Origin of the sequence: Streptomyces sp. NBC_00440 (genome assembly GCF_036014215.1) — a bacterium.
Lineage (GTDB): Bacteria > Actinomycetota > Actinomycetes > Streptomycetales > Streptomycetaceae > Streptomyces.
Genome location: NZ_CP107921.1, coordinates 7,309,323 through 7,336,086 on the forward strand (window position 1 = coordinate 7,309,323; position 26,764 = coordinate 7,336,086).

The window sequence follows — 26,764 nt, forward strand, 5'->3', positions numbered from 1 at the left end:
GTGCGGTGAAGCTGTGCGGTTGTGGCGTGCCGAGGACGGCTGCGCCGCGGCGGGCGGCGCCGTCCACCACAACTTCCTTCACTTCACCGGCGTTGTCGAGCACCGACGCGGTGCGGCGGCGGTGCCTCAACGCCGCTGTGCCGAGACGGTGTTCGCCCGCGACGCCTGTGTCCGAACCGTGTGTGTCCGAACCGTGTCCCCGGGCCGTCAGGAGGGCTGCGCCCCGTGGTGCCGACGACGCGCGAAGTAGGCGAGACTGTTCCGGTGGCGGGCTACCTTCCTCGCGAGGCCACGACTCTCGTGGGACGAAAGAACGAGTTGGACCATCTCCGGAACGCTCTCGCGGGGCACCGGCTGATCACGCTGACCGGGATCGGCGGGGTGGGCAAGACCCGTGTCGCGCTCCGCGTGGCGGGCCGTGCGGCACCGGACTGGCCGGACGGCGCCTGGTGGGCGGACCTCTCGCCGCTCTCCGGCGAGCAGCTGCTGCTGCCCACCGTCTGCGACGCCGTCGGACTCTCCGACCACACGACGCGCAGCCAGGTGGAAGCGCTCTGCGCATGGCTCTCCGACAAACAGGGGCTGCTGGTGCTCGACTCCTGCGAACACCTGGTCGGGCCCTGCCGCAGTCTGGTGGGCGATCTCCTCACCGCGGCCCCCGGTCTCACGGTGCTGGCGACCAGCAGGCAGGCACTGGGAGTCGGCGGTGAGCGGGTGGTCGAGATCGAACCGCTGCCCGTCGAAGGCGAGCGGACAGCGCTCGCGCTCTTCGCCGAGCGGGCCGGGCACGCTGTGCCCGGTCTCTCGCTGGCGGATCCGGGCGCGGCCGCCGCGGCCGACCGGATCTGCCGACAGCTCGAAGGCATCCCGCTGGCGCTGGAACTCGCCGTCGCGCAACTGCGGGACAGCTCGGTGGAGAAGGTGGCCGAGAGGCTGAGCTCCCGCTTCGAGACACTGGTGCTGAGCGGGCGGCCGGGGGCGCTGCGGCACCGGACCCTGCGGACCGCGATCGGCTGGAGCCACGAGCTGTGCGAACCGCTGGAACGGCTCCTCTGGGCGCGGCTGTCCGTCTTCCGCGGCCCCTTCGACGCCGAGTCCGCACGTGCCGTCTGCTCCGGAGGGCCGCTCTCCCCGGACGGCGTCGGCCGTGCGCTGCGGGGGCTGACCGAGAAATCCGTCGTCGGCCGGGACGGCTCGCGGTACCGCATGCTCGACACCGTGCGGGAGTACGGCCGGATGTGGCTCGCGGAGCTGGCTGAGGGCGGGGAACTGGCCGAGCGCCACGCCGCGTACTGTCTGGCCCTCGCGCGTGACGCCGATGCCGGCTGGTCCGGTCCGCAACAGAGCGAGTGGTACCGGCGGGTCGCCGACGCACACATCGACCTCTGTACCGCGCTGGAACAGCTGCTGGTCACCGACCCCGGACGCGCACTCGAACTGGTCGGCCTGATCGGCTTCTACTGGAGCTGCTGCGGCCATCTGCACGAGCTGCGCAGCTTCGTGGAACGTGCCCTGGCCCGCCACCCGGAGCGGGGGCCGGTCCGGAGCCGGGCGCAGTGGGTGCTCGGTGTGAACGCGCTGCTCCAGGGTGAGCACGACCTGGCGCACGAACTGGGGCTCCAGTGCGACGCGCAAGCGCGACCGGGGGACGACACGGAGGAGTCGCTCGCCGCCGCCTATCTCCTCGGCCTCAGCCACCTCATGGCCGGCCGGCCGGCGGAGGCACACACCGTGGCGGTGCGGCTGCCGGGTTCCGCGGACATGACGCGGGACTCGGCGTCCCGCCGCAAGTGCCGGCTCGTCGAGGTGTTCGCGCTCACCGGACTCGGCCGACTCGCCGAAGCACACGCTCTGGCAGCCGAGTTGCGTGAGGCGTGCGTGGCGACCGGCGACTGGTGGACCCGCTCCTACACCGAGTACCAGCTCGCGCTGATCGCGCTCTTCCAGAGCCGGCCCGGCGACGCGGCGGCCCATGCGCAGTCGATGCTCATGGGCAAGCGGCACATCGGTGACGCCTTCGGGATCGCCCTGGGCCTGGACGTTCTCGCGGCCGCCGTAGCGGCGCAGGGCGACGGTGACCGGGCCGCCCTGGTCTACGGGACGAGCCAGGCGTTCTGGCGCACCGTCGGCCACCCGCAGCGCGGCACCCCGGAGCTCGGACCCGTACGCGAGGAGTGCGAGCGCAGCGCCCGTGCGGCCATCGGGGACGAGGCGTACACCGCGGCTTTCCTCCGGGGCGCCTCGGTACGGACCGCCCCGGACCTCGCCCGCGCTCTGGACGGGCAGTTGCCGCTGTCATGAGCCCATGAACCGGGTGGTCTTGAAGGTGGCCGTACACCTGCGATGATGTTCACACTTTGTGCACAGATGACCTGGGGGGGGCCATGGGATCCGTGGGTACCGCGCTGCTCGAACTGCGGACGGCGCAGAAGTCCGCCAAGGGGGTGTCGCTCTACTCCCGCTATGTGAACCGCCCGGTGGGCCGCTATCTGGCGGCCGGGTCGTACGCCCTGGGGCTGAGCCCCAATCAGGTGACTCTGGTGAGCGCGGTGTTCAGCTTCGCCGCCGTGGCGGGTGTGGCGCTGGCCGGACCCTCCTGGGGGCAGGGCGTCGCCGTGTGGGCCGGTCTCGCCGTGGGGTTCGCTTTCGACTCTGCCGACGGTCAGCTGGCCCGGCTGCGCGGCGGCGGCAGCGCGGCGGGGGAGTGGCTGGACCATGTCGTGGACTGCGCGAAGATCACCGCACTGCACTCCACCGTACTCATCGCCTTCTACCGTCACCCCGGCCACTTCGGGGTGACGGACGACGCCTGGCTGCTGGTGCCGCTCGGCTTCCAGTTCGCCGCCGTCGTCACCTTCTTCGGCGGACTGCTCACCGAGAAGCTCACCCCACGGCCGGCCCCCGGCAGCCCGGCCGCGGCACCGTCGCGGCTGCGCGCGGTCGCGCTGCTCCCGGTCGACCACGGGATCTTCTGCCTGGTCTTCCTGCTGCTAGGGGCCGGTGCGGGCTTCCGCTGGGCCTATACGGTCCTCGGTGCGGTCAGCGCGCTGTTCCTGGCCGCCTTCCTCATGAAGTGGTTCCGGGAACTGAGCGCAGTTCGGCGCTGAACTGCGGTTCGGGCTGGGCCAGTACGTCGAGCGCCCGGCGCAGCTGCGTACTCGACGTGTGCACCGTGTACGGGAAGTAGACGATCTCCACACCCACCGCGGCGAAATCCCGCTCCAGCTTCTCGCCCTTCGCGGTGCCCCGCCAGTCGTCGCCCTTGAACAGGACGTCGAACCGCACCTGCCGCCAGGTCTCGACCTTGTCCGCGACGGTCTCCACGAACGCCGCGTCCACGTACTTGACGCTGCGGACGATCTCCAGCCGCTCCACGAGCGGGATCATCGGGCGGCGCCCCTTGGCCCGCTCGGCCATCTCGTCGGAGACCACTCCGGCGACCAGGTAGTCGCACTGACTGCGCGCGTGACGAAGGATGTTGAGGTGCCCGATATGGAAGAGATCGTAAGCGCCGGGTGCGTATCCGACCCGGTGCCGTTTGCCTGCTGTCATGACTGAACCCCCCAGCGAACCACACCCCCCGGCGTGGTGGAAGGTACTGACGATAGCGTGCACATTCCGTTCAGGTTGAGTGAACGATCGGGGTGAACCGACAGGTTCACCTCTGGGGGGAAAGGACCGCCGCGTGACACAGACGCGACGAAACGACGAACCGGCCGCGAACCGGCGCAGACTGCTGCTGGTTTCCACCAACTACGCGCCGGAGCACGCGGGTATCGCCCCGTATGCGACACAGATAGCCGAACACTGGGCGCGGTGCGGCCACGAGACACATGTACTGACCGGGATGCCGCACTACCCGTCCTGGACGACGGACCCGGCGTACGCCGGTGTCTGGCGCCGGTCCGAGGAGCGCGAGGGCGTACGGGTGCACCGCAGACGGCACACCGTGCCGCCCCGGCAGACCGCCGTCCGGCGGGCGCTCTTCGAGGGCACGATCCTGCTGCACGGCCTGGCCGCGCCGCCCAGGACCGGCCGTCCGGACGCCGTGCTGGCACAGATGCCCAGCCTCGCGGGCGGCGTGCTCGGGGCCCGGCTCGCGGCCCGCTGGAAGGCGCCGTACGTCCCCGTGGTGCAGGACCTGATGGGGGCGGCGGCAGCGCAGAGCGGGATACGCGGCGGGGACCGCGCCGCAGCGCTGGCCGAGCGCGCCGAGTCGTACGCCCTGCGCCGCGCCACACTGGTGGGCGTGATCCACGAGACCTTCGTGGAGAAGGTACGGGCGATGGGCGTCGACCCCGGCCGGATCCGCCTCGTGCCCAACTGGAACCACATACCGGGCCCTTCGCGCCCGCGCGCGGAGAGCCGGGCCCGGCTCGGCTGGCGCGACGGTGACACCGTCGTCCTGCACTCCGGGAACATGGGGCTCAAACAGGGGCTCGACGTCCTCGTCGAGGCGGCCAGACGTGATCCGGCCCTGCGCGTGGTGCTGATGGGCGACGGCAACCAGCGCGGGACGCTCGCCGCGCTCGCCGCCGACGTACCCAATCTGCTGTTCATGCCGCCCGCCGATGACGGTGAATTCCCGGACATTCTCGCGGCGGCCGACGTCCTCGCGGTCACCCAGCGGGCCTCGGTGCTCGACATGAGCGTCCCCTCCAAGCTGACCTCGTACTTCGCGTCGGGGCGGCCGGTGATCGCCTCCGTCGCCGCCGAGGGCGGCACCGCTCAGGAAGTGCTCCGCTCGGGGGCCGGGGTGCTCGTTTCCCCGGAGGATCCGGACGCTCTGCTGGCCGCGGTGCGTAGACTCGCCGCAGATCCGGTGACCGCCGATGCTCTGGGGGCTGAGGGGCCGCGTCATGTGGCGTCCCACTTGTCGAGGGACGCGGGACTGGCGCGGATCGACGCACTGATCGAAGAGGCCTTGGGGGGTCCACACACGTGACGGACACGCATGCTTCCGCGGCGCGGGACGACGAACCGGACCTGCTGAGGGACCAGTTCAGGCAACTGCTGCGCTACCGCCGTCTCATCGGCCTGGGGATCGGGGTCGGCCTGCTCGGCGGAGCCTGGCTCGGCGTGACATCCGCCGAGAGCTATGCGGCGGCCAGCGACATCCGGCTGCGCGCCCCCACCAACGACCCCTTCAACCCGGCCGTTTCGGTCGACAAGACCATCAACATGGGCACGGAGCGGCAGACCGCGGTCAGCAGCAGCGTCGCCGAGGTCGCCGTCAAGGCCCTGGGCCTGCCCGACAGTCAGCTGGCCGCCTTCCAGCGCGGGCTCCAGGTCACCAACCCGCCGCAGACCATGGTGCTCCACTTCACCTACACGACGACTTCGCCCGGGGAGGCGGCCCGCCGGGCCAACGCCGTCACCAAGGCGTACCTCGATCTGCGGAAGAAGCAGTGGGGCGATCTCCGGGACAGCATGGTCACCAAGTCCCAGAATCAGTTGAACCCGATCGCCAAGGAGCAGAACGACCTGGCCAAGCAGCTGGCGGCCGAGGGCAGCGGGGCCCCCGACTCCTCACGGGCCCGCAATGACGACCTGCTCAGCAAGGTCGGCACGCTCAACAGCCAGATAGCCAGCCTCAAGGCGCTCGACATGACGGCCGGCACCGTCATCGTCAAGGCCGTGCCGCCGACCGCCTCCAGCGGTCTCGGGCTGATCGTCTCGCTCGGTGTCGGCGGCGCCGTCGGTATCGCGCTCGGGCTGCTCGCCGCCTGGGTCCGGCTGGTCTTCGACCCGTCGCCCCGCTCGTCGGGCGACGTCGCCCGTGCGGTGCGGGCCCCCGTACTCGGCACCCTGCCGCGCGTCGCCGACGGCGGCCCGCTGCTCGCCGTGGACCAGTCGGACTCCCGCCTCGCCGAGGAGTACCGCTCCGTGGCCTTCCGGCTCGCCTACGACCAGCGGTTCGCCGACCGCCGCCGGCTGCTCGTCGCCGCTCCGCGCGGCGGCAACAGCGAAGCGGCGGCGGCCGTGGCGGCCAACCTGGCCGCGTCGTTCGCCGAGACCGGCAAGGACGTGCTGCTCGTCGAGGCGGACCTGCGCACACCGTCCCTCACCGCCCGGCTGCGCGCCAACTCGCCCAGCCGCCCCGGGTGGAGCCTGCCGCCCGACTTCGACGAGTCCGGCTGGCCGGGCCCGCGGCAACTCCAGGTCGACGCGGGCGAGTCGGGGGTCTTCGACCTGATCCCGGGGGAGCGCGTACGGAATGTGGCGCGCGCCCTCACATCGGCCCGGGTGACCCGGCTGATCGAGGAGGCCGACTCACCGAACGCGACGGTCGTCGTGCTGGCCCCGCCGGTCCTTGCCTACGCCGACGCGCTGGCGCTGGTCGACCGGGTGGACGGTGTGCTGGTCGTCTGCGATCCGCGTGCCGTGCACCGGGCCGACCTCGTCCGCATCCGGGAGCTGATCACCGGCGCGGGCGGCACCGTACTGGGCGCCGTCACCCACGCGGCCTCCCGCAGGGCGGGCCGCCGTACCGCGGCCAAGTCCGGGCACCGGGGCGGAGGCAGCCGGGCATCGGGCAGACCCCTGCCGCCGGGCCCGGCGCCGCAGCTTCCGGCACCGCCCCCGGCGGCACCACGCGTCCCCGCCGGGGACGACACCGTCGCCCTCGGCACGATCCGCGCCGGAGACCGGTGAGACGCTCGGCCGTCGTCGCCGCTTCGGTGCTGGACCAGGCCGCATCCAGCCTGACCAACATCCTGGTCCTGGTGATGGCGGCCCGGGTCTCGACCACCGCCGGGTTCGCGGCGTTCTCGATGGTCTATCTGACGTTCACGGTGCTGCTCGGCCTCAACATGTCGTACGTCGGCCAGGCAGTCGTACTGGAGCGCGGCGACCGGACGGCGCTCGCATCCGCGTGCCGCTCGGCCGCCGCCTTCACCGCCTGCGCCTCGCTCGCCGCCGGCGCGCTGCTGGCGGCGGGCGGGGCGGCCGTCGGTGGCCGGCTCGGGCACACCTTCCTGGCGCTGGGTCTTGTCCTGCCCTTCGTGCTGCTCCAGGACGGGCTGCGCTACTCCTTCTCCGCGCTCCAGCAGCCGCACCGGGCGCTGGCCGCCGATGTACTGCGGCTGCTCTGCGTGGTGCCCGCGCTGCTCCTCCAGCCCCATCACGCGGGTCCCGCCCGGCTGGTGGCCGTCTGGGGGCTCTCCGCCGTCCCGGCGCTGCTGGCCGGCCTGCTCCTGCTGCGGCCCCTGGTGAGCGGCGCCACCACCCAGGTACGGCGCTATCTGCGGCGCGGCCACCTCGGGATGCGGTTCGTCGTCGAGTTCGCCGTCGGCAACGCCTCCAGCCAGCTGGCGGTCCTCGGCCTCGGCCTCTTCGCCAGCCCGCTGGCCGTCGGCGCGCTGCGCGGCGCCACCACCCTCTTCGGCCCGCTCAACGTGCTGTTCAACTCGGTCAACGCCTTCGGCCCGCCGGTACTCGGCAGACTGGGCGGCCGGCGCGCCACCGCGCGAGCCGCCGCGGTCCTGGGCTGTGTACTGGCCGGGGTGGGCTTCGGCTGGGCCGCGGTCCTGTACGCCCTGCCCGACCGGGTGGGGCGCCAACTTCTCGGCGCCACCTGGCAGTCGGCGTCCGCGCTGCTGCCCGCCACCGGCAGCCAGTACGCGGTGATGGCGCTGGGGACCTGCGCCCTGGTCACCCTCCGGGTGCTCAGCCCGCGCGCGACCCTGTCGCTCCAGGTGGTCTTCTCGCTGGTCTCCGTGGCGCTGATGCTCGGCGGCTATCCGCTCGGTGGCGCCATCGGGGCGGCCTGGGGGCTCGCGGCGGGCTCCGCGCTCAAGGCCGTCGCCGCCTGGGCCCGGGTCGTACGGCTGGGCCCGGTGGCCGGTCCGGTCGCCGACGGGGACGCTCAGCGCAGCGCCGCGCCCCTGTCCTGACGGTAGGTGGTGACCATCGCGATGCAGATGACCGCGATGGCCACCCGCCCCGACGCCTGGAGCAGCGGACCGCGCAGCAGGATGAACGAGTAGCCCGCGACGAGCGGCACCACGAGCGAGATCAGGCTGCCCGGAGGCGTACGCCGGATCGCGCGGCGGGCGTATCTCCGGTCCACCCGGGCGGCCGCGTATCCCATCGCGAGCAGCCCCAGGGTCATTCCGACCGGACCGAAGTCGATCCACAGCTCCGCCCAGATCGGCGAGGAGAGGTTGGTGTTGACCGCGTCCATCCACTCACCGACCATCACACCGGTGTCGTGCGGCTTGCCCGGCCACACCGAGCGCGGAACGGCGAACAGGATGGACCCGGCCAGCTGCTTGCCGTAGAGGTGCCCCACCCCGGACCGCTCGAAGGTGATGGTGTTGGCGAACATCCCGATCTGGTCGTAGTCCTTGAGCGCCAGTGGCTCCAGCACCGAAGTGGTTTCCACCGGGTGGTAGTTCTGCTCGTCGTAGCGGAAGCGGTCGGCGAACGGGAAGATCACCAGCGCCACCACCACCCCCAGGCTCAGTGCCGAGCGGTACATCGCCGCGCTGACCGGGAAGAGAGTGAACAACAGTGCGAGCAGCACGGTCAGGAACCAGTAACGCGGGTTCGAGATCGGGTTGTTGACCACCGTGTTCAGCGCGGCCAGGGCGAACCAGACGCCGATCACGGCGGGAGACCTGCGGGCCCGCCGCGATGTGACGAGCCAGCGCGTGTACGCGAGCAGCGCGAAGAGCGCGGGGACCGTACCGAAGCCGCGCAGCAGGGCCTGACCGGCCTGCGAGTCGGCCTGCGAGATGCCCGCCTCCTCGATCCCTGCGATGATCTCCTGGCGGCTGCTGAAGAAGACGGCGGGCCCGCCCAGTTTGACGACGAGCGCCCCGCTGCACACGAAAGCCACCACGACCAGCAGATACAGCCGCCTGCGGTGCACCAGCGCGGGCCGCGTCTCACCACGGCCCTTGCCCCCGGGCCGGTGCCGGGCGAGCAGCGCCCCCACGTCGAAGGCCGCGCACCCGATCAGGACCAGCGCCACGGCCTCCGTCACGTCCGAGCGCGGCCCCACCACCGGCGTGGGGACCTTGCCGAGCACCGCCTGTGCCAGCGGCGCCACCCCCATCGCCATGTAGACGAAGAGCCAGAACGACCCCTGGAGCAGCTTGCGGTGGCTGGTCAGCACCATGCCGGACAGCCTGGCGCCCGCGTACACGGTCAGGGTGAGCTGGAGCCAGTACGCGGCGTCGTGGACCCCGTCACCCGGCTGTACGGCGACGAGCAGCGGCAGCACGAGCGAGAGCCCGAGCGCGAGCGGCACCGACAGGGCCCGGGAGAGCAGCGTGCGCGGGGAGACGGCGGGCGCGAAGCGGAGGGCGGCCGCGGGGGGCAGGACAGGTCCTGGAAGCGGACCGCGCCCGGCGGCAGCGGCCGGAGCTTCCGGCCGGGCGCCCTCGCTGGTGTCCGTCGCCATGGATGGCCCCCGCCCCCTGTTCAACGCCCCTGGTTGAACGACCCTGTTGAACGTCCCTGGTTGAACGCCCCGCTGTACTTCCCCGCCCGCAGTCTACCGAGGCCGCTGTCCTCCCGTAGCTTCCGGCGGCTGCGCGTATCACCCACTAGGCTGAGCGCTCAGGCGTCTGGGGAGGCGCCAGTGGGGGTGAAGTGATGCGGAATCTACCGGCGTTCACGCTGGCCGGATACGACAAGGGCCGGGGGCGGCTGACGCAGGCGCTGTGGTTCGCCGTGATGAACACCGTCTTCATGGCGTGGTTCTGCCCGGCCCGGCTGCGGGTCGCGCTGCTGCGGGCCTTCGGCGCGACGGTCGGTGAAGGGGTGCTGATACGGCACCGGGTACGGGTCCTGTGGCCGTGGAAGCTGACCGTGGGGGACCACACCTGGATCGGTGAGGGTGCCTGGCTGCTCAATCTGGAGCCGGTCACCCTGGGGGCGCATGTCTGTGTCTCCCAGGAGGCGCTGCTCTGCACCGGCAGCCATGACCACCGTGCCGCCGACTTCCGCTACCGCAACGCCCCGATCGTGGTGAAGGACGGCGCCTGGGTCGCCGCCCGCGCCACGGTGCTCGCGGGCGTCACCATCGGCGCGCAGGCCGTCGTCGCGGCGGGCACGGTCGTCCACCGGGACCTCCCGGACCTCACGCTGCACACGGCGGATGGCCGGCGTCCGGTGCAGGAGCCCGTATGAGAGTCCTGCACACCGTCACCCTGCACAGCCCGACGCACGCCTTCGGCGGTCCCGTCCGGGTCGCGCTCAACCTCTCCCGCGGACTGCGGGAGCGCGGTCACGAGGCGCGGCTCGTCGCCCTCGGCGACGGCTTCGGCGGGCGGCTGCCCACCGAGGTGGAGGGCGTGCCCGCCCGGCTCTTCCAGGCCCGCAGAATGCTGCCGCTCGGCTTCAGCGGCATCACGTCGCCCGCCCTGGTCGCGGCCGCCGGGCGCCTGGTCCGCGACGCCGACCTCGTCCATGTGCACCTCGCACGCGACCTGGTGACCCTGCCGGTCGCCCTGGCGGCCCTGCGCGCGGGCAAGCCGCTCGTGCTCCAGACCCACGGCATGGTCGACCCGAGCGACCGGCTCCTCGCGAAGGTGCTCGACGCGCTGGCCGTCCGCAGGGTGCTCCGCCGCGCATCGGCCGTGCTGTATCTGACCGACCACGAGCGCCGGGGCCTCGAAGCCGTCGCCCCGACCGGCCCCGGGAACCCCCTCCACCTGGTGCGCCTGGTGAACGGAGTGCCGGCCCAGGAGGCCGGGCCCACCCCGTCCGGACCCCCGCGCGTGCTGTACGCGGCCAGGCTCCAGGCCAGGAAGCGGCCGCAGGACTTCGTGGCCGCGGTCCCGGAGATCCTGCGCCACCACCCCGACGCCGAGTTCGTCGTGGCCGGGCCCGACGAGGGCGAACTCGCCTCCGTACAGGCGCTCATCAGCAGCCTCGGGCTCGGCGAGCGCGTGCACTGCCCCGGTTCGCTCTCGGCCGGTGAGATGCTCGCCGAGCTACAGCACGCCCACGTCTATGTGCTGCCGTCGGTGGACGAGCCGTTCCCGATGTCGGTCCTGGAAGCCCTCGCGGCCGGGACGCCCGCCGTGGTCACGCACTCCAACGGGCTCGCCCGGGACATCGCGGGCACCGGGGCCGGCCGCGTGGTCGGCGGCGCCGCGGAGCTGGCCGCCGGGGTGCTGGAGCTGCTGGACCCCGGCGCCAACGAGGCGGCCTCCGCCGCGGCCCGGAAGCTGGCGGCGGAGGCGTTCTCGATGGACGCCGTGCTCGACACCCTCATCGGGGTGTACGAGGGGTGCGCGAGCGGTGTTACGCGGGCACCCAGGCGTAGCAGCCGGAAGACGTGAACTCGGCCGCGCCCGCAGGGATCCGGGCCTCGACGGTCCCCTTGGCGCCCGTGCCCGGCCCGGATGCGAGCACCTTGCCGCCGCTTCCCGACACCCGCCAGGTGCAGTCGGCAGCGGACGTCAGGGCGCGGTAGGTGCCCGCCCGCGGGTTCTTCCGGGTGCCGTCGGGGAAGCCCGCGTCCGCGGCCTTGAGCACCGGCTTCTGGTCCGGACAGAGCAGCGTGATGGCGGCCTTCGCGTCGGGGATGTCACCCGCGATGACCGCCCCCACCGCCGCGTTCCTGTCGTGTGCGGCGGTCCTGGCCACCCGCTGGCAGCTCTCCTGACCCGTCTGCAGCACGGCGGAGGGATCCATGTCCTGCGGCACCCGCCCGCTCAGATACTTCTTGTCCTTCTTGCTGAACGAGCCGGTGACGGGGGTGAGCCGGGAGTCCGGCAGCATCGGCTCCTTCGCCGAGGGGGACGGCGCGGGACCGGTCGCGGTCTGCTGGTCCGGGATGCTCGCCGCCGGGGCCGGGCTGTGCCGGGCGCCGGCCCCGCTCTTCCCGCCGTCGTGCGGGGAACCGGACGAACCGCAGGCGGAGACGGAGACGAGGGCGGCCAGCGCGGCCGCGGCGGCCGCCGCACGCCGGTGGAGTGGACGCATGAGAGTGCTCCTGTGGTACGGGCGGTGCGGGGCCCGGCTGACCGGGCCCCGCACGCTGTCAGTGAGGTGGCGTCACCTGCGGATCACGGTGCGCCGAAGGTCAGCACGAGCTGCGGGGTGCCGTCGGCCGCGGTGGCCTCGCGAGACCACAGCCAGAGCGGATCCGTGCCCGTGCTCGTCAGTGCCAGGCTGTAGGGGCTGCCCAGCGCCGGGGTGAGCGCGGTCGTGTCGAGCGGGGCCGAGTAGACGGTGGAGCCGTCCGTCGCACCGCTCAGCGTGCCGAGTGTGCCAGGACCCGGTGCGGGCCGGTTGCTGTACGTCAGGGCGGACTCCGTCCAGTCCCCGGTGACCGGGACGACGGACTGGCTGTCCGCCGAGCCCGCTCCGGTCTGGGTCGAGGTCTTCACCGCCAGCCTGGCGCTCTTCAGCACCGTGCCCGCCGGGGCGGACGGCAGGGTGAATCGCAGATACGACGCGTACGCCGATGTGCCGCGCACGGCGATCGAGTTCGACGTGCCGTAGTTCGTGCCCGGCGCACCCGCGTTGACGTAACTGTCCTCGGTGGCCCGGACGGTGGAGACGGTGTCCGCCGGGGCGCTCGCCAGCTTGTGGTGGTCGGCCACCTGCTGCGCGGTGAGCACCGAGGGGTAGATGGCCGTCTCGTCGATCTGGCCCGCGAAGAAGTTGCTCGTGGGCTGCTGCGGCCAGCCGTTGAGCTGGTCACCGCCGACCCGCCAGTAGCCGGAGTACGCCTGGTTGCCGGTCACCTTCGACGACGCCTTCAGCGCACCGTCGACATAGAGCGCCATACCGGACGCGCCCTGGGTGGCGACCACATGGTGCCAGGCACCGTTGTTGTAGGTGCCCGGCGCCGTGACGGTCTGCGCCCCGCCGGTGTACACACCGAAGACCAGATGCCCGTCGTCGGTCAGGTAGATGTTCTTGTCGTAGTTGCTGCTGGTCTTCGTGGTGTTGTTGCCGAACCCGACGAGTTTGCCGCCGCGGTCGGTGGTCGTCCTGAACCAGGTCTCGATGGAGTAGTCACCGTCCACGGTCGTCCTGCGGTCGCTGTACACGACCTGATCGGTGCCGTCGAAACCTATCGCCGCACTGGGGCCGTTGACCGCGGCGGGAGTCTGCCGGAGCGACGGCCCGTTGAGCTGGATTCCGCTGCTGTCGGACGGGGACGAGTCGCCGGTGAAGGGCGAGCTGCCCTCGTCGTAGCGCCAGTACTGGGTGGCTCCGTCCTTGAGGACGGCCGTCGGGTACGCCTCCGCCGACGAGGGAACGGTGACCGTCGCGGTGGGCGAAAGACCGCTGGCGTTGCCCGCCGCGTCCGTCGCCGTGACCCGGTAGGTGTAGGTCTGGCCGGCGGTCACGCCGGTGTCCCTGAACGACATCTGGGGTCGCGACCACGGCAGCGAATCGCCGTCCGCCGTGTACACCGGGGTCGACGAGCCGTTGCGGTACACCTTGTACGTCAGCTTGCTGTCGTCCAGATCGGTGCTGGAGCGCCAGCGCACCTGCACCTCACCGGGCTTGATGCTGGACGCACTGGCCTGCGGCACGCCCGGCACCCCGGTGTCGGGGCTCGCCGCGAACCGGGTGAGCCCCTGCGCGGGCGCGGCGTTGACCGTGGTGAACTCGCCGCCGACCCAGAGGTACTTGTTCGACCCGGTGTCCGATACGGCCAGTGCGCGCGGGCCGATGCCCTCGCCGAGACCGTCGTTGGTGTTCGGGAACCAGCCGAGCTTGCCGACCGAGGTGGTCGGCTGGGCCAGCAGATGGTTGCGCGGGCCGTCCGGGAACTCACCGACACTGGAGCAGTCGTGGGCGTGCGACGCGCTGTAGAGGACGTTCTCGTACGACAGCACGGCCTGGGTGGCGCCCAGGCAGGTGTCGCGCCAGCGCTGGCCGAGATCGCTGAGGTTCAGCGCGATCCGCCCGTCGAAGACGCCGCCGCCCGTCCCCTCGTTGCCGGTGTAGAAACCGGTCGCGTCGGTCCCGATGGTCTTGACGACCGAGTTGGTCTCGATGAAGCCCGGATACGTCTTCACGTTGTCGCCCGATGTGGCGTCGACCACGGCCAGCGCGTGCGAGTCGGCGCCGTTGACGGTGAAGAAGTCACCGCCGAGCAGGACATCGTGCCCGTCGGGCGTGACCGCGATCGCGCGGCCCGGCAGGTCGGCGTCCGCCCGGAACGGCCGCAGCGCCCCGGTGCCGCTGTCCACCGCGGCGAACCGCTTGCGGGTCTCGCCCGCGACGGTCCCGAAGTCGCCGCCCGCGTACACCGTGTCGCCGGTGACCGCGAGCGCCCGCACGGTCGCCGGGAAACTCGGGTGGAAGTCCGGCTCGGGGGCGCAGGTGGCGATGTCGATCGCCGCGAGGCTGCTGGCCTGTACACCGTTGACGGCGCCGAAGTAGCCGCCCGCGTACAGGGTCTTCTTGTCGGGCGAGACCGCGAGCGCCCGCACGGTCGCGGTGCCGCTGCTCACGGTGAACGACAGCTTGCAGGACGTCGGCGCCCCGGTCGCGGCGTTCATCGCCACGAAGTTGACGGCGTCCTGCGGCGTCCCGCTCGCCCCGTCCGGCGGCCGGACCTGCGAGAACGTACCGCCGACGAAGACGGTCCCCTGCGCCTCGGCCAGCGCCCAGACGATTCCGTTGGTCTGCCAGGTCGGCAGGTTGTCCGCGGTGAACGCCACCGGAGGGGTGACCGCCGTGGCCGGTGCCGCGGCTGTCACCCCCAGACCCGCTGTGACAGTGAGGACGAGGGCGGCCGAAAGCCCTCTGGATCTCGATCTGGATCTGGATCTACGCATGTACATACCCCCCAGGCATGAAGTCGTTCACGTCAGCGGTCGATGCGGACGTTCGCACCGGCCAGTTGGTCCGCCACCTGACGCACATCGGCGTCCACCATGATCCGGGCCAGCTCCTCCACGAGCACCTCCGGCTTCCAGCCGAGCAGTTCGTTCGCCTTGGCCGGGTCGCCGATCAGCGCGTCCACCTCACTGGGGCGCTCGTACTTCGGGTCGTAGCGGACGTACCTGTCCCAGTCCAGACCCGCGTGCGCGAAGGCCGTCTCCACGAACTCCCTTACCGTCGCCGCCACTCCGGTCGCCACCACGAAGTCGGTCGGCTCGTCGTGCTGGAGCATCCGCCACATCGCGTCCACGTACTCCGGGGCGTACCCCCAGTCGCGTACGGCGTCCAGATTGCCCAGGTAGAGCCGGTCCTGGAGTCCCGCCTTGATGCGCGCCACCGCGCGGGTCACCTTCCGGGTCACGAAGGTCTCGCCCCGGCGCGGCGACTCGTGGTTGAAGAGGATGCCGTTCACCGCGTACATGCCGTACGCCTCACGGTAGTTGACCGTGGTCCAGTACCCGAAGACCTTGGCCGCGCCGTACGGGCTGCGCGGATGGAACGGCGTGCCCTCGTGCTGCGGGGGCGGGGTGGCGCCGAACATCTCGGAGGACGACGCCTGGTAGTAGCGGGTCTCGATGCCGCTCGCCCGGATGGCCTCCAGAAGCCGCAGCGCCCCGAGACCCGTCACATCGCCCGTGTACAGGGGGGCGTCGAAGGAGACCCTGACGTGGGACTGGGCCCCGAGGTTGTAGACCTCGTCCGGTCTCAGCTCACGCAGCAGGTTCACCAGCGCCACCCCGTCGGCGAGGTCCGCGTGGTGCAGCACGAAGGACCGGTCGGGCTGCTGCGGATCCTGGTAGATGTGGTCGACCCGCTCCGTGTTGAAGCTCGACGAACGCCGGAGCAGCCCGTGGACCGTGTAGCCCTTGGAGAGCAGCAGCTCGGCCAGATAGGAACCGTCCTGACCGGTGACTCCGGTGATCAGTGCGGACTTGCTCATATGGGATGTCCCTCTCTGGCGGACCGGTCCGGGACCCGCCCGGACCCCGCGGTTATGTTGTGGTTCGGGAAATAAGTCAGCATCTTGGCCCCGGTGACGGGCTTCGTCCTGGCATGATCCGGCTCATGACTGAATCGCTGTTCCTGCCGCCGGGCGCCCGTATATTCGTCGCCGGCCACCGCGGCCTCGTCGGATCGGCGGTGGCCCGCAGGCTCACCGCCGACGGATACCAGGTCCTCACCCGCACCCGTACCGAACTGGATCTGCGCGACGCCGTGAGCACCGAGCGCTACCTCGGTGACACCCGTCCCGACGCGGTCGTCCTGGCCGCGGCCAAGGTCGGCGGCATCATGGCGAACAGCACCTACCCGGTCCAGTTCATCGAGGAGAACCTGCAGATCCAGCTGAGCGTGATCGCCGGGGCGCACGCGGCGGGCGTCGGCAGGCTGCTCTTCCTGGGCTCGTCCTGCATCTACCCGAAGCTCGCCCCGCAGCCGATCAGCGAGGACTCCCTGCTGACCGGGGCGCTGGAGCCCACCAACCAGGCGTACGCACTGGCCAAGATCGCCGGAATCGTGCAGATCCAGTCGTACCGGCAGCAGTACGGGGCGGCCTACATCTCCGCCATGCCGACCAACCTCTACGGGCCCGGCGACAACTTCGACCTGGAGACCTCGCACGTCCTGCCGGCGCTGATCCGCCGCTTCCACGAGGCCCGCACGGCAGGCCGCGACGAGGTGGTGCTCTGGGGCTCCGGCACCCCGCGCCGGGAGTTCCTCCATGTCGACGACCTGGCCTCCGCCTGCGCCCTGCTGCTCCGCTCGTACGACGGCGACGCACCCGTCAACGTCGGCTGCGGCGCCGACCTGACGATCCGTGAACTCGCTGCCACTGTCGCCGAAGTGACCGGCTTCGAGGGGCGGATCGGCTGGGACACCTCCAAGCCGGACGGCACCCCGCGCAAGCTGCTCGACATCACCCGGCTGAGTTCGCTCGGCTGGAAGCCGGGCGTCGCGCTGCGCGACGGGATCGCCGCCACCTACGCCGCCTGGAAGCGCGGCTGACGGTCTCTGGGCCCGGGTCCCTGCCCGCATGGGCGGCACGGACAGCGGCCGGTCAGTACGCACCGCGGCCGTCGACAACGGCGCGGAGCGTACGGGCCATCACATCGACATCGCTGGTGAACGACCAGTTGTCGACGTACTGGAGATCGAGCTGGATGGCCTCGTCCCAGGAGAGGTCGGACCGGCCGCTGACCTGCCAGAGCCCGGTCATCCCGGGTCTTACAGCCAGCCGCCTGGCCTCCGTCTCGTTGTAGAGCGCGACCTCCTCGGGCAGCGGCGGGCGCGGGCCGACCAGGGACATGACACCGAGCAACACATTGATCAGCTGGGGCAGTTCGTCGAGGGACGTCCTGCGCAGCAGCCGTCCGGTCCGGGTGACCCGCGGGTCGCGCCGCATCTTGAACATCGGCCCGTCGGTCTCGTTCGCCGCCGCCAGCTCGGCCTTGCGGGCGTCCGCGTCCAGCCGCATCGTGCGGAACTTCCACATGACGAACGGTGTGCCGCCCTGGCCGATCCGCTGCTGCCGGTAGAAGACCGGGCCGGCCGAACTCAGCCCGACCGCAAGGGCTATCACCAGGAACAGCGGTGACAGCAGCAGCAGCCCCAGACCCGCGCCCGCCCGGTCCGTGACGGACTTCAGCACCGGCTGGGCGCCGCGCCGCACCGGCGGCACGATGCGCAGCAGAGCCATCCCGGCGGCTGACGCGGGCTCCATCCGCTTGACGGAGATCTCCACCAGGCCCGGCGCCAGGGCCAGTTCGACCCCGGCGTCGTGCAGCGCCCAGGACAGCCGCCGCAGCCGCTCGCCCGACATGCCCGCACCGGGTGCGACCAGGACGACATCGGCGGCCAGCTCGTGTGCGGCGCTCAGCAGCGGCACGGTGTCGTCGGCGGTGGCCGCAGGGGCCTGCCGGGCCAGCCGGCCCGCCAGCCGCGAGCCGCTGTCCACCGCGCCCACGCCGACCGCCACGATGCCGACCACGACGTACGGGTGGTCGGTGCGGCCCGCCAGATGTCCGGCGACCTCGTCGGCGGCCGACGGTTCGCCGACGACCAGCACCCGGGTGACGACCTGGGCCTTGCGGCGGGCCGCCGCCAGATGCCGGTAGGTCGCCCGGCGGCAGACGAGCGTGGCCAGCAGGGCCGGCAGGAGGACCAACAGGCAGAGCAGCGGCGGGTGGTGCAGTTCGGCCGCGCTGCGGACCACGGCCAGCACACCCAGCAGGATCAGCCAGTCGTGCAGGACCGGCAGCGCACCCCTGGACTCGCCCAGGGCGCGCTTGGTGTAGCGGTGCCGGAGCGCCTGCACCCCGAGCCAGGCGAGCGCTGTCACGGCCGCCGACCGGAGCGCGTACGGCTGGCCCTGGGCGCGGAACACGAGAGCGACCGGCAGCGCTGTCGCCGCGACGTCGGCGAGCAGCGCCGTCGGCAGGTACCACGGTGCTTTCAGGCGCATCCCATGCGGGATCGCGCCTGATGAAGTGCTGATGTCGGACGCACTGGTCTCAGGCGTTCGGACATGCCACATGTACCCCCCCGGCACGTGTTGACTGGTTCGTCCTGTTCGTCGATTCCCCGATCGACGAACTGGAGTCGCAACAGGGAACAGTACGACAAACTTCAGGTCGCACAATGCCGTTTACGTAAACGTTGCGACCGATTGGCCCCGGCGTGTATCGGGAGGGCATGTGGTGAAGGGGTGTTGGGCTCGTGTAATTCTGGCCGAATGGTCACGTACTGGCTCGTTCGGGACGGACTCCCAGTTGTCCCGGAGCCGCATTTCCGCTCTACTACTGCCCAACCCCCTTACTACGGGCGGCCTTCCGGGAAGGAGCGACGATGGCCGAAGCGCCGGAACGAACCTTGGCGCCCCACCGCCGCAGAACCGCCGGGCGGCGCATCCTGCTGCCGGGAGCCGGTCTGGTGCTCGGGCTGCTGCTGATCTGCCTGCTGGCCGGCAACGGAATGGCCTGGTCGCCCTTCGGGGCGGACGGGAAGCCCGCCGGGGGAGCACCCGCCGCCGCACCGTCCGCGCAGGGCCCGGCGGCGCGTGCCGGGGACCTCACTCCCAGGCCGCAGCACGTCACCGGCAAGGAGCTCCCCTTCGACCTGCCCTCACCCGCGACACTGCGAACCGGCCACCACCTGGTGTTCGCCCACTACTTCACGCCGTATCCGCTGTCCCTGGACAACAAGCCGGCCGGGCAGGACTACTACAGCCGCAACTACCTGACGGCGCAGGGCGAGAACGGCAAACACGCCCCGTACGGCGGCCTGTTGCGGGACCGGCCACTGCCCGTGGCGCCCCGGGGCGGCGACTGGCAGCTCGCCAACCTCCAGCAGGAGGTCCGCACCGCCAGGGCCGCGGGCATCGACGGGTTCAGCGTCGACATCCTCTCGCTGACCGGACCGAACTGGGAGCGGGTCAACCTCCTGCTCAAGGCTGCCGCTTCGGCCGCGCCGGGCTTCCGCATCATGCTGATGCCGGACATGACGTCGCTGCACACCGACCCGACGACGCTGGCGGACGCCCTGGCGGGTCTCGCCGCCTCACCGGCCGCCCACCGGCTCGGCGACGGACGCCTGGTGATCTCGCCCTTCAAGGCGGAGGCGCACAGTCCCGGCTGGTGGTCGCAGCTGACCACGCGGCTCCGGACCCAGCACGGCATCCGGACGGCCCTGGTCCCGCTGTTCCTCGACTTCACCGCGAACGCCGAGCGGTTCGCCCCGATCAGCTACGGCTTCTCGGAGTGGGGAAACCGCAGCTACACCGCCCAGGCGGGCGCCGCCTCCGACGTCGCTCTGGCCCACCGGCTGGGCAAGACCTGGATGCAGCCGGTCTCGGTCCAGGACGCCAGGCCCAACCAGGGGGTGTACGACGAGGCGGGCAACACCGCTACGCTGCGGGCCGGCTGGGGTCACGCGATCGACGACGGCGCCGACTGGGTCCAGCTCACCACCTGGAACGACTACTCCGAGGGGAGCCAGTTCGCACCGTCGCTGCACAACGGATACGTCTACCTCGACCTGTCCTCGTACTACCTCACCCGCTTCAAGACGGGGCAGTGGCCCAGGATCGTACGCGACACGGTCTATCTGACCTCACGGGTCCAGTTCGCCGGGACCCGGCCGCTGCCCGGGGCACAGCAGAAGCTGATGAGCCCGCGCGCCGGGACGGCGGCGCCCCGTGACACGGTGGAGGCGCTGACCTTCCTGACCGCGCCCGCCGTCCTGGACACCGTGGTCGGCACCGAGCGGCAGAGCCACCCGGTGCCGGCCGGAGTGCGGCCCACCCTGGTGCCGCTGCACACCGGGTGGAGCGCGGCCACGGTGCGCCGGGACGGCCGCACCGTGGCGGAGGTGACCTCGCGCCACCCGGTGCGGAGTCAGGTCCAGGTCCAGGACCTCCAGTACTACGCGGAGAGCAGCGGCCGCCCGGACACGCCCTGAGCTCCGGCGCTCAGGGGTACGAGACGACGGTGGACGGCACGGTCGATGTCCCCGACGTCGCGGACCCGGTGTTGTTGATGACGTGGTTGTACTGGCCCTTCCCGCCGAGTGACACGACCAGCAGATCGTGGAACTTCACGCCCGCCTTGTCGGGGGCGGCGAAGCCGTGGTCCTGCTGGATGGTGGGATCCGCGGTGAAGTTGCAGTAGCTGCCGAGTCCCCAGCCCTCATGGGTGTTCACCGAGTCGGCGACCTTGTAGGCGGCGTACCCCTTGGTGGCGCCGTCCTGGACGGCGGCCTGGTTCGGGGCGTCGTACGCCTTCTCGTTCTGGAAGAAGATCGTCTTGCCGTTCTCGCCGTTCCACTGGACGTCGTACTTGTTGAAGTGCTCGACGAACAACCCGGTGGCCAGCACATTGTCGCCATTGACGGTGAGCCCGTAGTCGGCTCTGTTGGTCTCCCAGCCGACGCCGTCACCGTGGTCGGCCCGCCAGAGCCAGGTGTGGTCGACGATGGTGTTGTTGCTGTTGATCTCCATGCTGGTGGTGGCCTTGCCCGGTCCCGCGCCGCCGATCCGGACGAAGACGTCCTGCACGGTGGTCGGGTTGGCGGAGTGGTCGGCCGACGAGCCTTCCGGGCCGACCTGGAGCAGCGTGTCCGAGTTGGTGGTACCCGCGTCGATGAGCAGACCGGCCAGCTTGACGCCGTCCACGTCGGCGACCTTCATCGCCGTCACCCCGTTGTCGGGGACGATCGTCGCGTACCCGAGGCCCAGCACCACCGTGTTGGCCCGCTTCACGTCGATGGTCTGGTCGACGTGGTAAATGCCCGGCGTGAAGAGGAGGTTGAGGCCCTGGTCGAGCGCCTGGTTGATGGTCGCCGCGGTCGCGCCCGGCTTGACCACGTAGAACTGGTCCAGCGGGATCGAGTCGCCCTTGGGCGTGCCGTTCTCCCAGGTGGTGCCACTGGCGTTGGTGCGCATCGCCGGTGTGAACACCTTGTAGTCGTTGCCGTCCAGATACAGGAACGGCTTCTCCCGGGAGACGGGGGTCGTGTCCAGAGTGGTGTACGTGGGGTCGGGGAAGCCCTGCGCGGGGGCGCCCTTGACGCCTGAGAACACCATGTTCCAGACGCCGTTGGCCCAGCCGCCGACCGAGCTGTCCCGGGTGTACCACTGCTGCTGGGAGTAGGGGCTCACCGTCCCGTCGATCTTGCTGTCGGCGATATAGCCGCCGCTTGCCCAGCCGTAGCCGTCGGGGGCCAGATTGAGTCCGCCCTTGACGTGCATCCGGCGGAACGGCGCGGCCTGTGCCACCGCCCAGCGGTCGGTGCCGTTCGCCGGGGTGAGGGCGAGGTTCTCCGCCGAGCGCCAGAAGTTCTGCGTGGCGTTCCCGTTGAACCAGCCGGCGTCCACGGTGACATCGCCGTTGATGTTCGTGTCGTCGGGGGACAGGCCGAGACCGGCGATCGAGGTGTAGAAGCCGAGCTGGGCGTTGATGTTGCTGTACGTACCCGGCTTGAAGAAGAAGGCGTCCCTGCCGGTGCCGAACTGCGCCGACTCCTGCTGTTTGAACACCGAGTCCAACTGGCCCTGGATGTCGGGGGTGGAGGGGTCGAAGACATGCACGTTCGGACCGAGGTCACCGCCGCCGGGCAGATCGGCGGCGTGTGACGCGGATGGGGCGACGACGAGCAGAGCGGCGGCGAGCGCGGCCGCTGCCACCGCCGACATCCCTCTCCTGCGTGCTGTGGGGGGAACAAGCATGGGGAAATCTCCCGCGGTTGGTGGCTCGACAGTGAGCCTTCAAGAAGTGAAGAGCGAAAGAGTGTGGGAGCGCTCTCTGATGGGTTGGATCGTTCCTCCGCGGGTGTGCCACGTCAAGAGTTGTGCAAAAAGTGCTGCCGATGACCTGAGTTTCTCCAACTCTGTTGAATAAGGGGTTATTTGAGGAAGGCAGCCCGGGCTCCGTGGCATCGCTGACGAGGGCGGTACCCGGTCCGGGACCGCTCCGGACGAGCGGTGCGGATCGCGCCGAAACGTTGACATGTACTGACCGCAAGGTGAATTGTGATGCTCGAAATTCCAGTGTTCCAAGCATGTCTGCGCAGGCATTGCACATTTTACTGTTCGGTACGAACGGAGAACACTCCTTGCGAATCCTCAGAAGCCGCCCCCGGCAGGGCGCGGCCGCCGCGGTGTCGGCGCTGGTACTCGCCCTCACCACCCTGACCGTCCCGGCGTCGCAGGCACACGCGGCCGCGACCCCGTCGGGGGTCCTCGACAGCGGGACGAAGAGCGTCACCTGGCAGAGCCCCGTCTACGCCAAGGGCACCGTGGACGGGCCCGACAAGTGCGGGACGGCGGCCGACGACCCGGACCAGGCCAAGTGCGCCCGGTTCGATCTGACCGTGAACCCGCCGGCGGGCCAGTGGGACGACAACCCCGAGGGCGGTGTCCCGGTCTCCATCCAGTGGCAGACCCCCACCGACGACTTCGACATGTACATCTACGACAAGGACAACAAGCAGGTCGCGTCGAGTGCCGGGACCGCCGACCCCGAGGCGACGGTCATCCCCAAGGCGTCGGGCACCTACCACGTGGTGGTCGTCCCGTACAACGTCCACAACAACTCCTTCACCGGCAAGGCCTATCTTCCCGAGTCCACCGACGCGGGCAATCTGACCGGTTTCAGCGGCTCGCACGGCACCTACGACATCGCGGCCGGTGATCTCAAGGCGCGCGCCTCCTTCTTCACCGATGAGACGATGCGGCTCCAGGCATCCCCGGACGGAGACCTCTCCGGGCCCGCGGGCAGCCATATGATCCAGAAGCAGCCGACGGTCCAGTCGCACACCTCCGCCTTCAACGCCGGCTCCTACTACGGGATCCGGTCGAAGGGCGTCGTACTGCGCGTCTACAAGAAGCCGCTGACGTTCGCCCTGTACAAGGCGGACAACCGCACCGTGATCTGGGCGGAGGCCGACCCGCTGCGCTGGACGTCCGGCGGAATGCGGCAGAGCCTGAAGCGCGGGTCCAAGGAGCAGTTCTTCGGCGGTGGTGAACAGAACGGCAGCTTCTCCCACCGCGACCAGGTCATGAACGTCGGGAACAACACCGACTGGGACGAGGGCGGCTACAACAACTCCCAGCCGTTCTACATCTCCAGCGCGGGATACGGCGTCTTCCGCAACACCATGACGGCCGGGGTGTACGACTTCGGCTCACCGGTCAGGACCGGCCAGCAGGAGCGGCGGCTGGACGCCTACTACTTCACCGGTGACACCAAGAAGGTCATCGGCGAGTACACCTCACTGGTCGGCAAGCCGTTCATGCCGCCGGTGTACGGCCTTGAGCCCGGCGACGCCGACTGCTATCTGCACAACGCCAACCGGGGCGAGCGCCACACCCTGGACTCGCTCAAGATCGCGGACAGCTACAACCAGAACCAGATGCCGCTCGGCTGGATGCTGGTCAACGACGGCTACGGCTGCGGCTACGAGGACCTGCCGCAGACCGGCGCCGGTCTGAACAAGAGCCACACCCAGCTCGGCCTCTGGACCCAGGACGGTCTGCCGAACCAGGCCGAGGAGGCCAAGGCCGGAGTACGCGTCCGCAAGCTGGACGTCGCCTGGGTCGGCAACGGCTACGGCATGGCGCTCGACGCCTGCGACCAGGCCAAGGCCGGTATCGAGGACAACAGCGACGCCCGCGGCTTTGTCTGGCTGCCGGTCTCCTGGGCCGGTGCCCAGCGCTGCGGAGTGCTCTGGAGCGGTGACCAGAAGCTGTCCTGGGACTACCTGCGCTGGCAGATTCCCACATACGCCGGCGCGACCCTGTCCGGCATCGCGTACAACACCGGTGACGTCGGCTCGATCTACAGCCACGACCCCAAGATGTACGCCCGTGACCTCCAGTGGAAGGCGTTCCTCCCGGCCATCATGACGATGGACGGCTGGGCCACCGACATCACCACCAAGAAGCCGCACGACCAGCAGCCGTGGCTGGACGGTGAGCCGTACACCTCCATCAACCGGAAGTACCTCCAGCTGAAGGAGCGGCTGCTGCCGTACATGTACACGCTGTCCAAGGACGCCACGAAGACCGGCGTCGGGTCGGTGCGCCCGCTGTCGCTGGAGTACCCGGACGACCCGGCGACGCTCGGCGCCGACGCCAAGTACGAGTTCATGTCCGGCTCGGACTTCCTGGTCGCGCCCGTCTACAGCGACACCGACGTGCGCAACGGCATCTACCTCCCGAAGGGCACCTGGACCGACTACTGGACGGGCAAGACCTACCACGGCCCGACCACGGTCAACGGCTACAAGGCGCCGCTCGACACCCTCCCGCTGTTCGTCAAGGGCGGCTCGATCGTCCCGATGTGGCCCAAGGGCACGACGTCCTGGGAGACCCGGAACAAGAGCGAACTCGACTACGACATCTACCCCAAGGGCACCACGGACTACACGCTGTACGAGGACGACGGCGTGACGCGGAAGTTCGCGAAGGGCTCGTCGGCCACCCAGCACGTGCAGGTGAAGGCCCCGACGCACGGCAAGGGCAGCACCTCCATCAAGGTCGGTGCCAGCGTGGGCAGTTACACGGGCAAGCCCGCCTCCCGCTCGTACACCTTCACGGTGCACGCCAAGGACGCACCGTCCCAGGTGGCCATGGCGGGCGGCAAGCTCCACCGGCTGGACTCCGCGAAGGCGTTCGCGGCGGCCAAGTCCGGCTGGTACACGGACCCGGACACCGGGGTGACCGAGATCAGGACGCCGTCGCTCTCCACGGGCCACGGCTTCTCGGTCGAGCTGCGGAGGTAGCGGTACCCGGGCAGTGGTGAAGCAGTCAGGGGCCGTTCTCGGACGGCCCCTGACCTGTGTCCGGGGTGGGCCGAACGGGGCTCGGGTGCCTCGGGGGTGTGTTCGCCCCGGGGGCGGGGCATATCTCCTTCATCTCTATGGACACGCTGAACATCACAGGAAACATCGGGGGCATGGCCGCCCTCGCGGCGGCGGCGATGCTGGTCGGCTTCTCCAAGACCGCGGTCAGCGGGGCCAACACCATCAGCCTCGCGGTCTTCGCGGCGGTGCTGCCGGCCCGGGAATCGACCGGGGTGCTGCTGCCCGTACTGATCGCCGGGGACGTGCTCGCCGTCCTCACCTACCGCAGGCACGCCCACTGGCCGACGCTCTGGCGGCTGTTCCCGGCGGTGGCGGTGGGGGTGGTGATCGGCACGGGCTTCCTGTTCTGGGCCGACGACGCGGTGGTCCGCACCTCGATCGGCGCGATCCTGTTGCTGATGGCGGGCGTCACCCTGTGGCGCAGACGTTCCACGGAGCCGGCCGGGACGGCCACAACGGACGACAGCACCGCAGTGGATGACGGGACGGCGGCGGACGACGGGACAGCGGTGGGGCCGGCCCGCCGCGGCCGGGTCATGGCTCGCTCGTACGGAGTGCTCGGCGGCTTCACCACGATGGTCGCCAACGCCGGCGGCCCGGTCATGTCGCTCTATCTGATCTCGGCGGGCTTCCGGAAACTGGGCTTCCTCGGCACGTCGGCGTGGTTCTTCCTGATCGTCAACACCGTCAAGGTGCCCTTCAGCGCAGGGCTGGGCCTGATCGACGGCAAGTCGCTGCTGCTGGACGCCGTGCTGGTGGTCTTCGTCGTCCCCGGCGCGTTCATCGGACGGGCCTGTGTGCACCGGATCAACCAGCGGCTCTTCGAGCGGCTGGTGATCGGTGCGACCGTACTGGGCGGCGCTCAGCTGCTGCTGCGCTGAGCAGCCGCCCGGTCCCGCGGATCCCGGTACAGGCCCGGCAGGCCGAAGGGCAGGAACGGCGGTACGCCGATACTCATCGGACGGCCCCCGGTGATCCGGGCCGGGCTGAGGCGGGTTCGTCGGTCAGCTCGTACGCCCACAGCCCGTCCAGGTCGGCGCGCCGGGTGAACCCGGCCCGGAGGAGGACCCGTTGCGAGGGCAGATTGCCCGGGTCCGTCGTGGCCAGCACCGTGTGCACAGCGGGGAGTCGCAGCGTCCAGCCGGTGAGCGCGATCACCGCGTCCGTCGCCCAGCCGGCGCCCCGCGCCGACTCCGTCAGGTCGTAGCCGATCTCCACCGTGCCCTCGGACGGCGGCCCGTGGAATCCGATCCCGCCCAGCGCGGTACCGTCGACGGCGCGCTCGATCACGAACAGCCCCCAGCCGGGCAGGTACGCCCCGGCTTCGGCAGCCATCGCCACCATCTTCGCGGCGATCTGCGTCCCGCTGCCCGGAGCCGCGTCGAGCCAGTCGAGTCCGGCCGTGCCGCCCTCGGCGAGCACGGCGGCCGCGGCCGGCGACTGCTCACGCAGGACGAGCCGGTCCGTCTCCAGAACGAGCAGGCCGTTCTCTCGGAAATAGCGCAGGGTCATGGCGTCGGCCCACCTCGGTACGGGG

General features: G+C 70.7%; 19 protein-coding genes. 11 read left to right on the forward strand and 8 right to left on the reverse strand.

Annotated features, from left to right (window positions below):
- Positions 1 to 264: 264 nt before the first annotated feature.
- The gene (locus OHB13_RS32610) at positions 265 to 2,301 is read left to right on the forward strand and encodes an ATP-binding protein (RefSeq protein ID WP_328380444.1); all 2,037 of its coding nucleotides are present in this window, start codon (positions 265 to 267) and stop codon (positions 2,299 to 2,301) included.
- Between the two features lie 83 nt (positions 2,302 to 2,384).
- Positions 2,385 to 3,107 (forward strand): CDP-alcohol phosphatidyltransferase family protein, encoded by a 723-nt coding sequence (locus tag OHB13_RS32615; protein WP_328379485.1) that lies wholly within the window; start codon positions 2,385 to 2,387, stop codon positions 3,105 to 3,107.
- Here OHB13_RS32615 and OHB13_RS32620 read toward each other — a convergent pair.
- A complete protein-coding gene (locus tag OHB13_RS32620; RefSeq protein WP_266851009.1) occupies positions 3,067 to 3,552 on the reverse strand; it encodes an adenylyltransferase/cytidyltransferase family protein in 486 nt (161 codons plus the stop codon). The genes OHB13_RS32615 and OHB13_RS32620 overlap by 41 nt on opposite strands.
- Positions 3,553 to 3,739: 187 nt before the next feature.
- On the opposite strand from OHB13_RS32620, the gene OHB13_RS32625 reads away from it, so the two are divergent.
- The 3 genes from OHB13_RS32625 to OHB13_RS32635 are packed head-to-tail and all read left to right on the forward strand — an operon-like array spanning position 3,740 to position 7,895.
- A complete protein-coding gene (locus OHB13_RS32625; RefSeq protein WP_328380445.1) occupies positions 3,740 to 4,945 on the forward strand; it encodes a glycosyltransferase family 4 protein in 1,206 nt (401 codons plus the stop codon).
- The gene (locus OHB13_RS32630; protein ID WP_328379486.1) at positions 4,942 to 6,654 is read left to right on the forward strand and encodes a lipopolysaccharide biosynthesis protein; all 1,713 of its coding nucleotides are present in this window, start codon (positions 4,942 to 4,944) and stop codon (positions 6,652 to 6,654) included. Before OHB13_RS32625 ends, OHB13_RS32630 begins: the two co-directional genes overlap by 4 nt.
- Positions 6,651 to 7,895 carry a hypothetical protein gene (locus OHB13_RS32635; RefSeq protein ID WP_266851006.1) on the forward strand — a complete coding sequence of 415 codons (1,245 nt, stop codon included), beginning with the start codon at positions 6,651 to 6,653 and terminating at the stop codon, positions 7,893 to 7,895. The genes OHB13_RS32630 and OHB13_RS32635 overlap by 4 nt, the downstream gene beginning before the upstream one ends.
- On the opposite strand, the gene OHB13_RS32640 is transcribed toward OHB13_RS32635, so the two are convergent.
- Positions 7,868 to 9,409 carry a hypothetical protein gene (locus OHB13_RS32640; protein WP_328379487.1) on the reverse strand — a complete coding sequence of 514 codons (1,542 nt, stop codon included), beginning with the start codon at positions 9,407 to 9,409 and terminating at the stop codon, positions 7,868 to 7,870. The genes OHB13_RS32635 and OHB13_RS32640 overlap by 28 nt on opposite strands.
- A gap of 194 nt (positions 9,410 to 9,603) precedes the next feature.
- On the opposite strand from OHB13_RS32640, the gene OHB13_RS32645 reads away from it, so the two are divergent.
- Both OHB13_RS32645 and OHB13_RS32650 read left to right on the forward strand, forming a co-directional pair.
- Entirely contained in the window at positions 9,604 to 10,140 is a 537-nt protein-coding gene (locus OHB13_RS32645; protein ID WP_328334016.1) for a WcaF family extracellular polysaccharide biosynthesis acetyltransferase, read from the forward strand.
- A complete protein-coding gene (locus OHB13_RS32650; protein WP_328379488.1) occupies positions 10,137 to 11,297 on the forward strand; it encodes a glycosyltransferase in 1,161 nt (386 codons plus the stop codon). Before OHB13_RS32645 ends, OHB13_RS32650 begins: the two co-directional genes overlap by 4 nt.
- Here OHB13_RS32650 and OHB13_RS32655 read toward each other — a convergent pair.
- The 3 genes from OHB13_RS32655 to gmd all read right to left on the reverse strand — a co-directional run bounded on the left by OHB13_RS32655 (position 11,260) and on the right by gmd (position 15,811).
- Positions 11,260 to 11,943 carry a hypothetical protein gene (locus OHB13_RS32655; RefSeq protein WP_328379489.1) on the reverse strand — a complete coding sequence of 228 codons (684 nt, stop codon included), beginning with the start codon at positions 11,941 to 11,943 and terminating at the stop codon, positions 11,260 to 11,262. The two genes, OHB13_RS32650 and OHB13_RS32655, sit on opposite strands and share 38 nt — an antisense overlap.
- An 83-nt stretch (positions 11,944 to 12,026) precedes the next feature.
- Positions 12,027 to 14,765: a LamG-like jellyroll fold domain-containing protein gene (locus tag OHB13_RS32660; RefSeq protein WP_328379490.1), complete on the reverse strand. Its 2,739-nt coding sequence runs from the start codon at positions 14,763 to 14,765 to the stop codon at positions 12,027 to 12,029.
- Positions 14,766 to 14,797: 32 nt separating this feature from the next.
- Positions 14,798 to 15,811, reverse strand: a complete 1,014-nt coding sequence (gene gmd / locus OHB13_RS32665; protein WP_266850995.1) for a GDP-mannose 4,6-dehydratase — start codon at positions 15,809 to 15,811, stop codon at positions 14,798 to 14,800.
- A gap of 125 nt (positions 15,812 to 15,936) precedes the next feature.
- Between gmd and OHB13_RS32670 the strand changes: the two genes are divergently transcribed.
- Positions 15,937 to 16,875 carry a GDP-L-fucose synthase family protein gene (locus tag OHB13_RS32670; protein WP_328379491.1) on the forward strand — a complete coding sequence of 313 codons (939 nt, stop codon included), beginning with the start codon at positions 15,937 to 15,939 and terminating at the stop codon, positions 16,873 to 16,875.
- A 52-nt stretch (positions 16,876 to 16,927) separates the two neighbouring features.
- Here OHB13_RS32670 and OHB13_RS32675 read toward each other — a convergent pair whose 3' ends face one another.
- Complete coding sequence (locus tag OHB13_RS32675) at positions 16,928 to 18,331, reverse strand: sugar transferase (protein WP_328379492.1); 1,404 nt, start codon at positions 18,329 to 18,331, stop codon at positions 16,928 to 16,930.
- 383 nt (positions 18,332 to 18,714) lie between these two features.
- Here OHB13_RS32675 and OHB13_RS32680 point away from each other — a divergent pair, with 383 nt between their 5' ends.
- Entirely contained in the window at positions 18,715 to 20,325 is a 1,611-nt protein-coding gene (locus OHB13_RS32680) for a glycoside hydrolase family 71 protein (protein WP_328379493.1), read from the forward strand.
- A 10-nt stretch (positions 20,326 to 20,335) separates the two neighbouring features.
- Here OHB13_RS32680 and OHB13_RS32685 read toward each other — a convergent pair whose 3' ends face one another.
- On the reverse strand, positions 20,336 to 22,057 hold the full coding sequence (locus OHB13_RS32685; protein WP_266860541.1) for a coagulation factor 5/8 type domain-containing protein: 1,722 nt from the start codon (positions 22,055 to 22,057) through the stop codon (positions 20,336 to 20,338).
- A 419-nt stretch (positions 22,058 to 22,476) separates the two neighbouring features.
- Between OHB13_RS32685 and OHB13_RS32690 the strand changes: the two genes are divergently transcribed.
- The gene (locus OHB13_RS32690; RefSeq protein ID WP_328379494.1) at positions 22,477 to 25,146 is read left to right on the forward strand and encodes a glycoside hydrolase family 31 protein; all 2,670 of its coding nucleotides are present in this window, start codon (positions 22,477 to 22,479) and stop codon (positions 25,144 to 25,146) included.
- Between the two features lie 137 nt (positions 25,147 to 25,283).
- Positions 25,284 to 26,108, forward strand: a complete 825-nt coding sequence (locus tag OHB13_RS32695; RefSeq protein ID WP_328379495.1) for a sulfite exporter TauE/SafE family protein — start codon at positions 25,284 to 25,286, stop codon at positions 26,106 to 26,108.
- A gap of 73 nt (positions 26,109 to 26,181) precedes the next feature.
- On the opposite strand, the gene OHB13_RS32700 is transcribed toward OHB13_RS32695, so the two are convergent.
- On the reverse strand, positions 26,182 to 26,739 hold the full coding sequence (locus tag OHB13_RS32700; RefSeq protein ID WP_328379496.1) for a GNAT family N-acetyltransferase: 558 nt from the start codon (positions 26,737 to 26,739) through the stop codon (positions 26,182 to 26,184).
- Positions 26,740 to 26,764 lie beyond the last annotated feature (25 nt).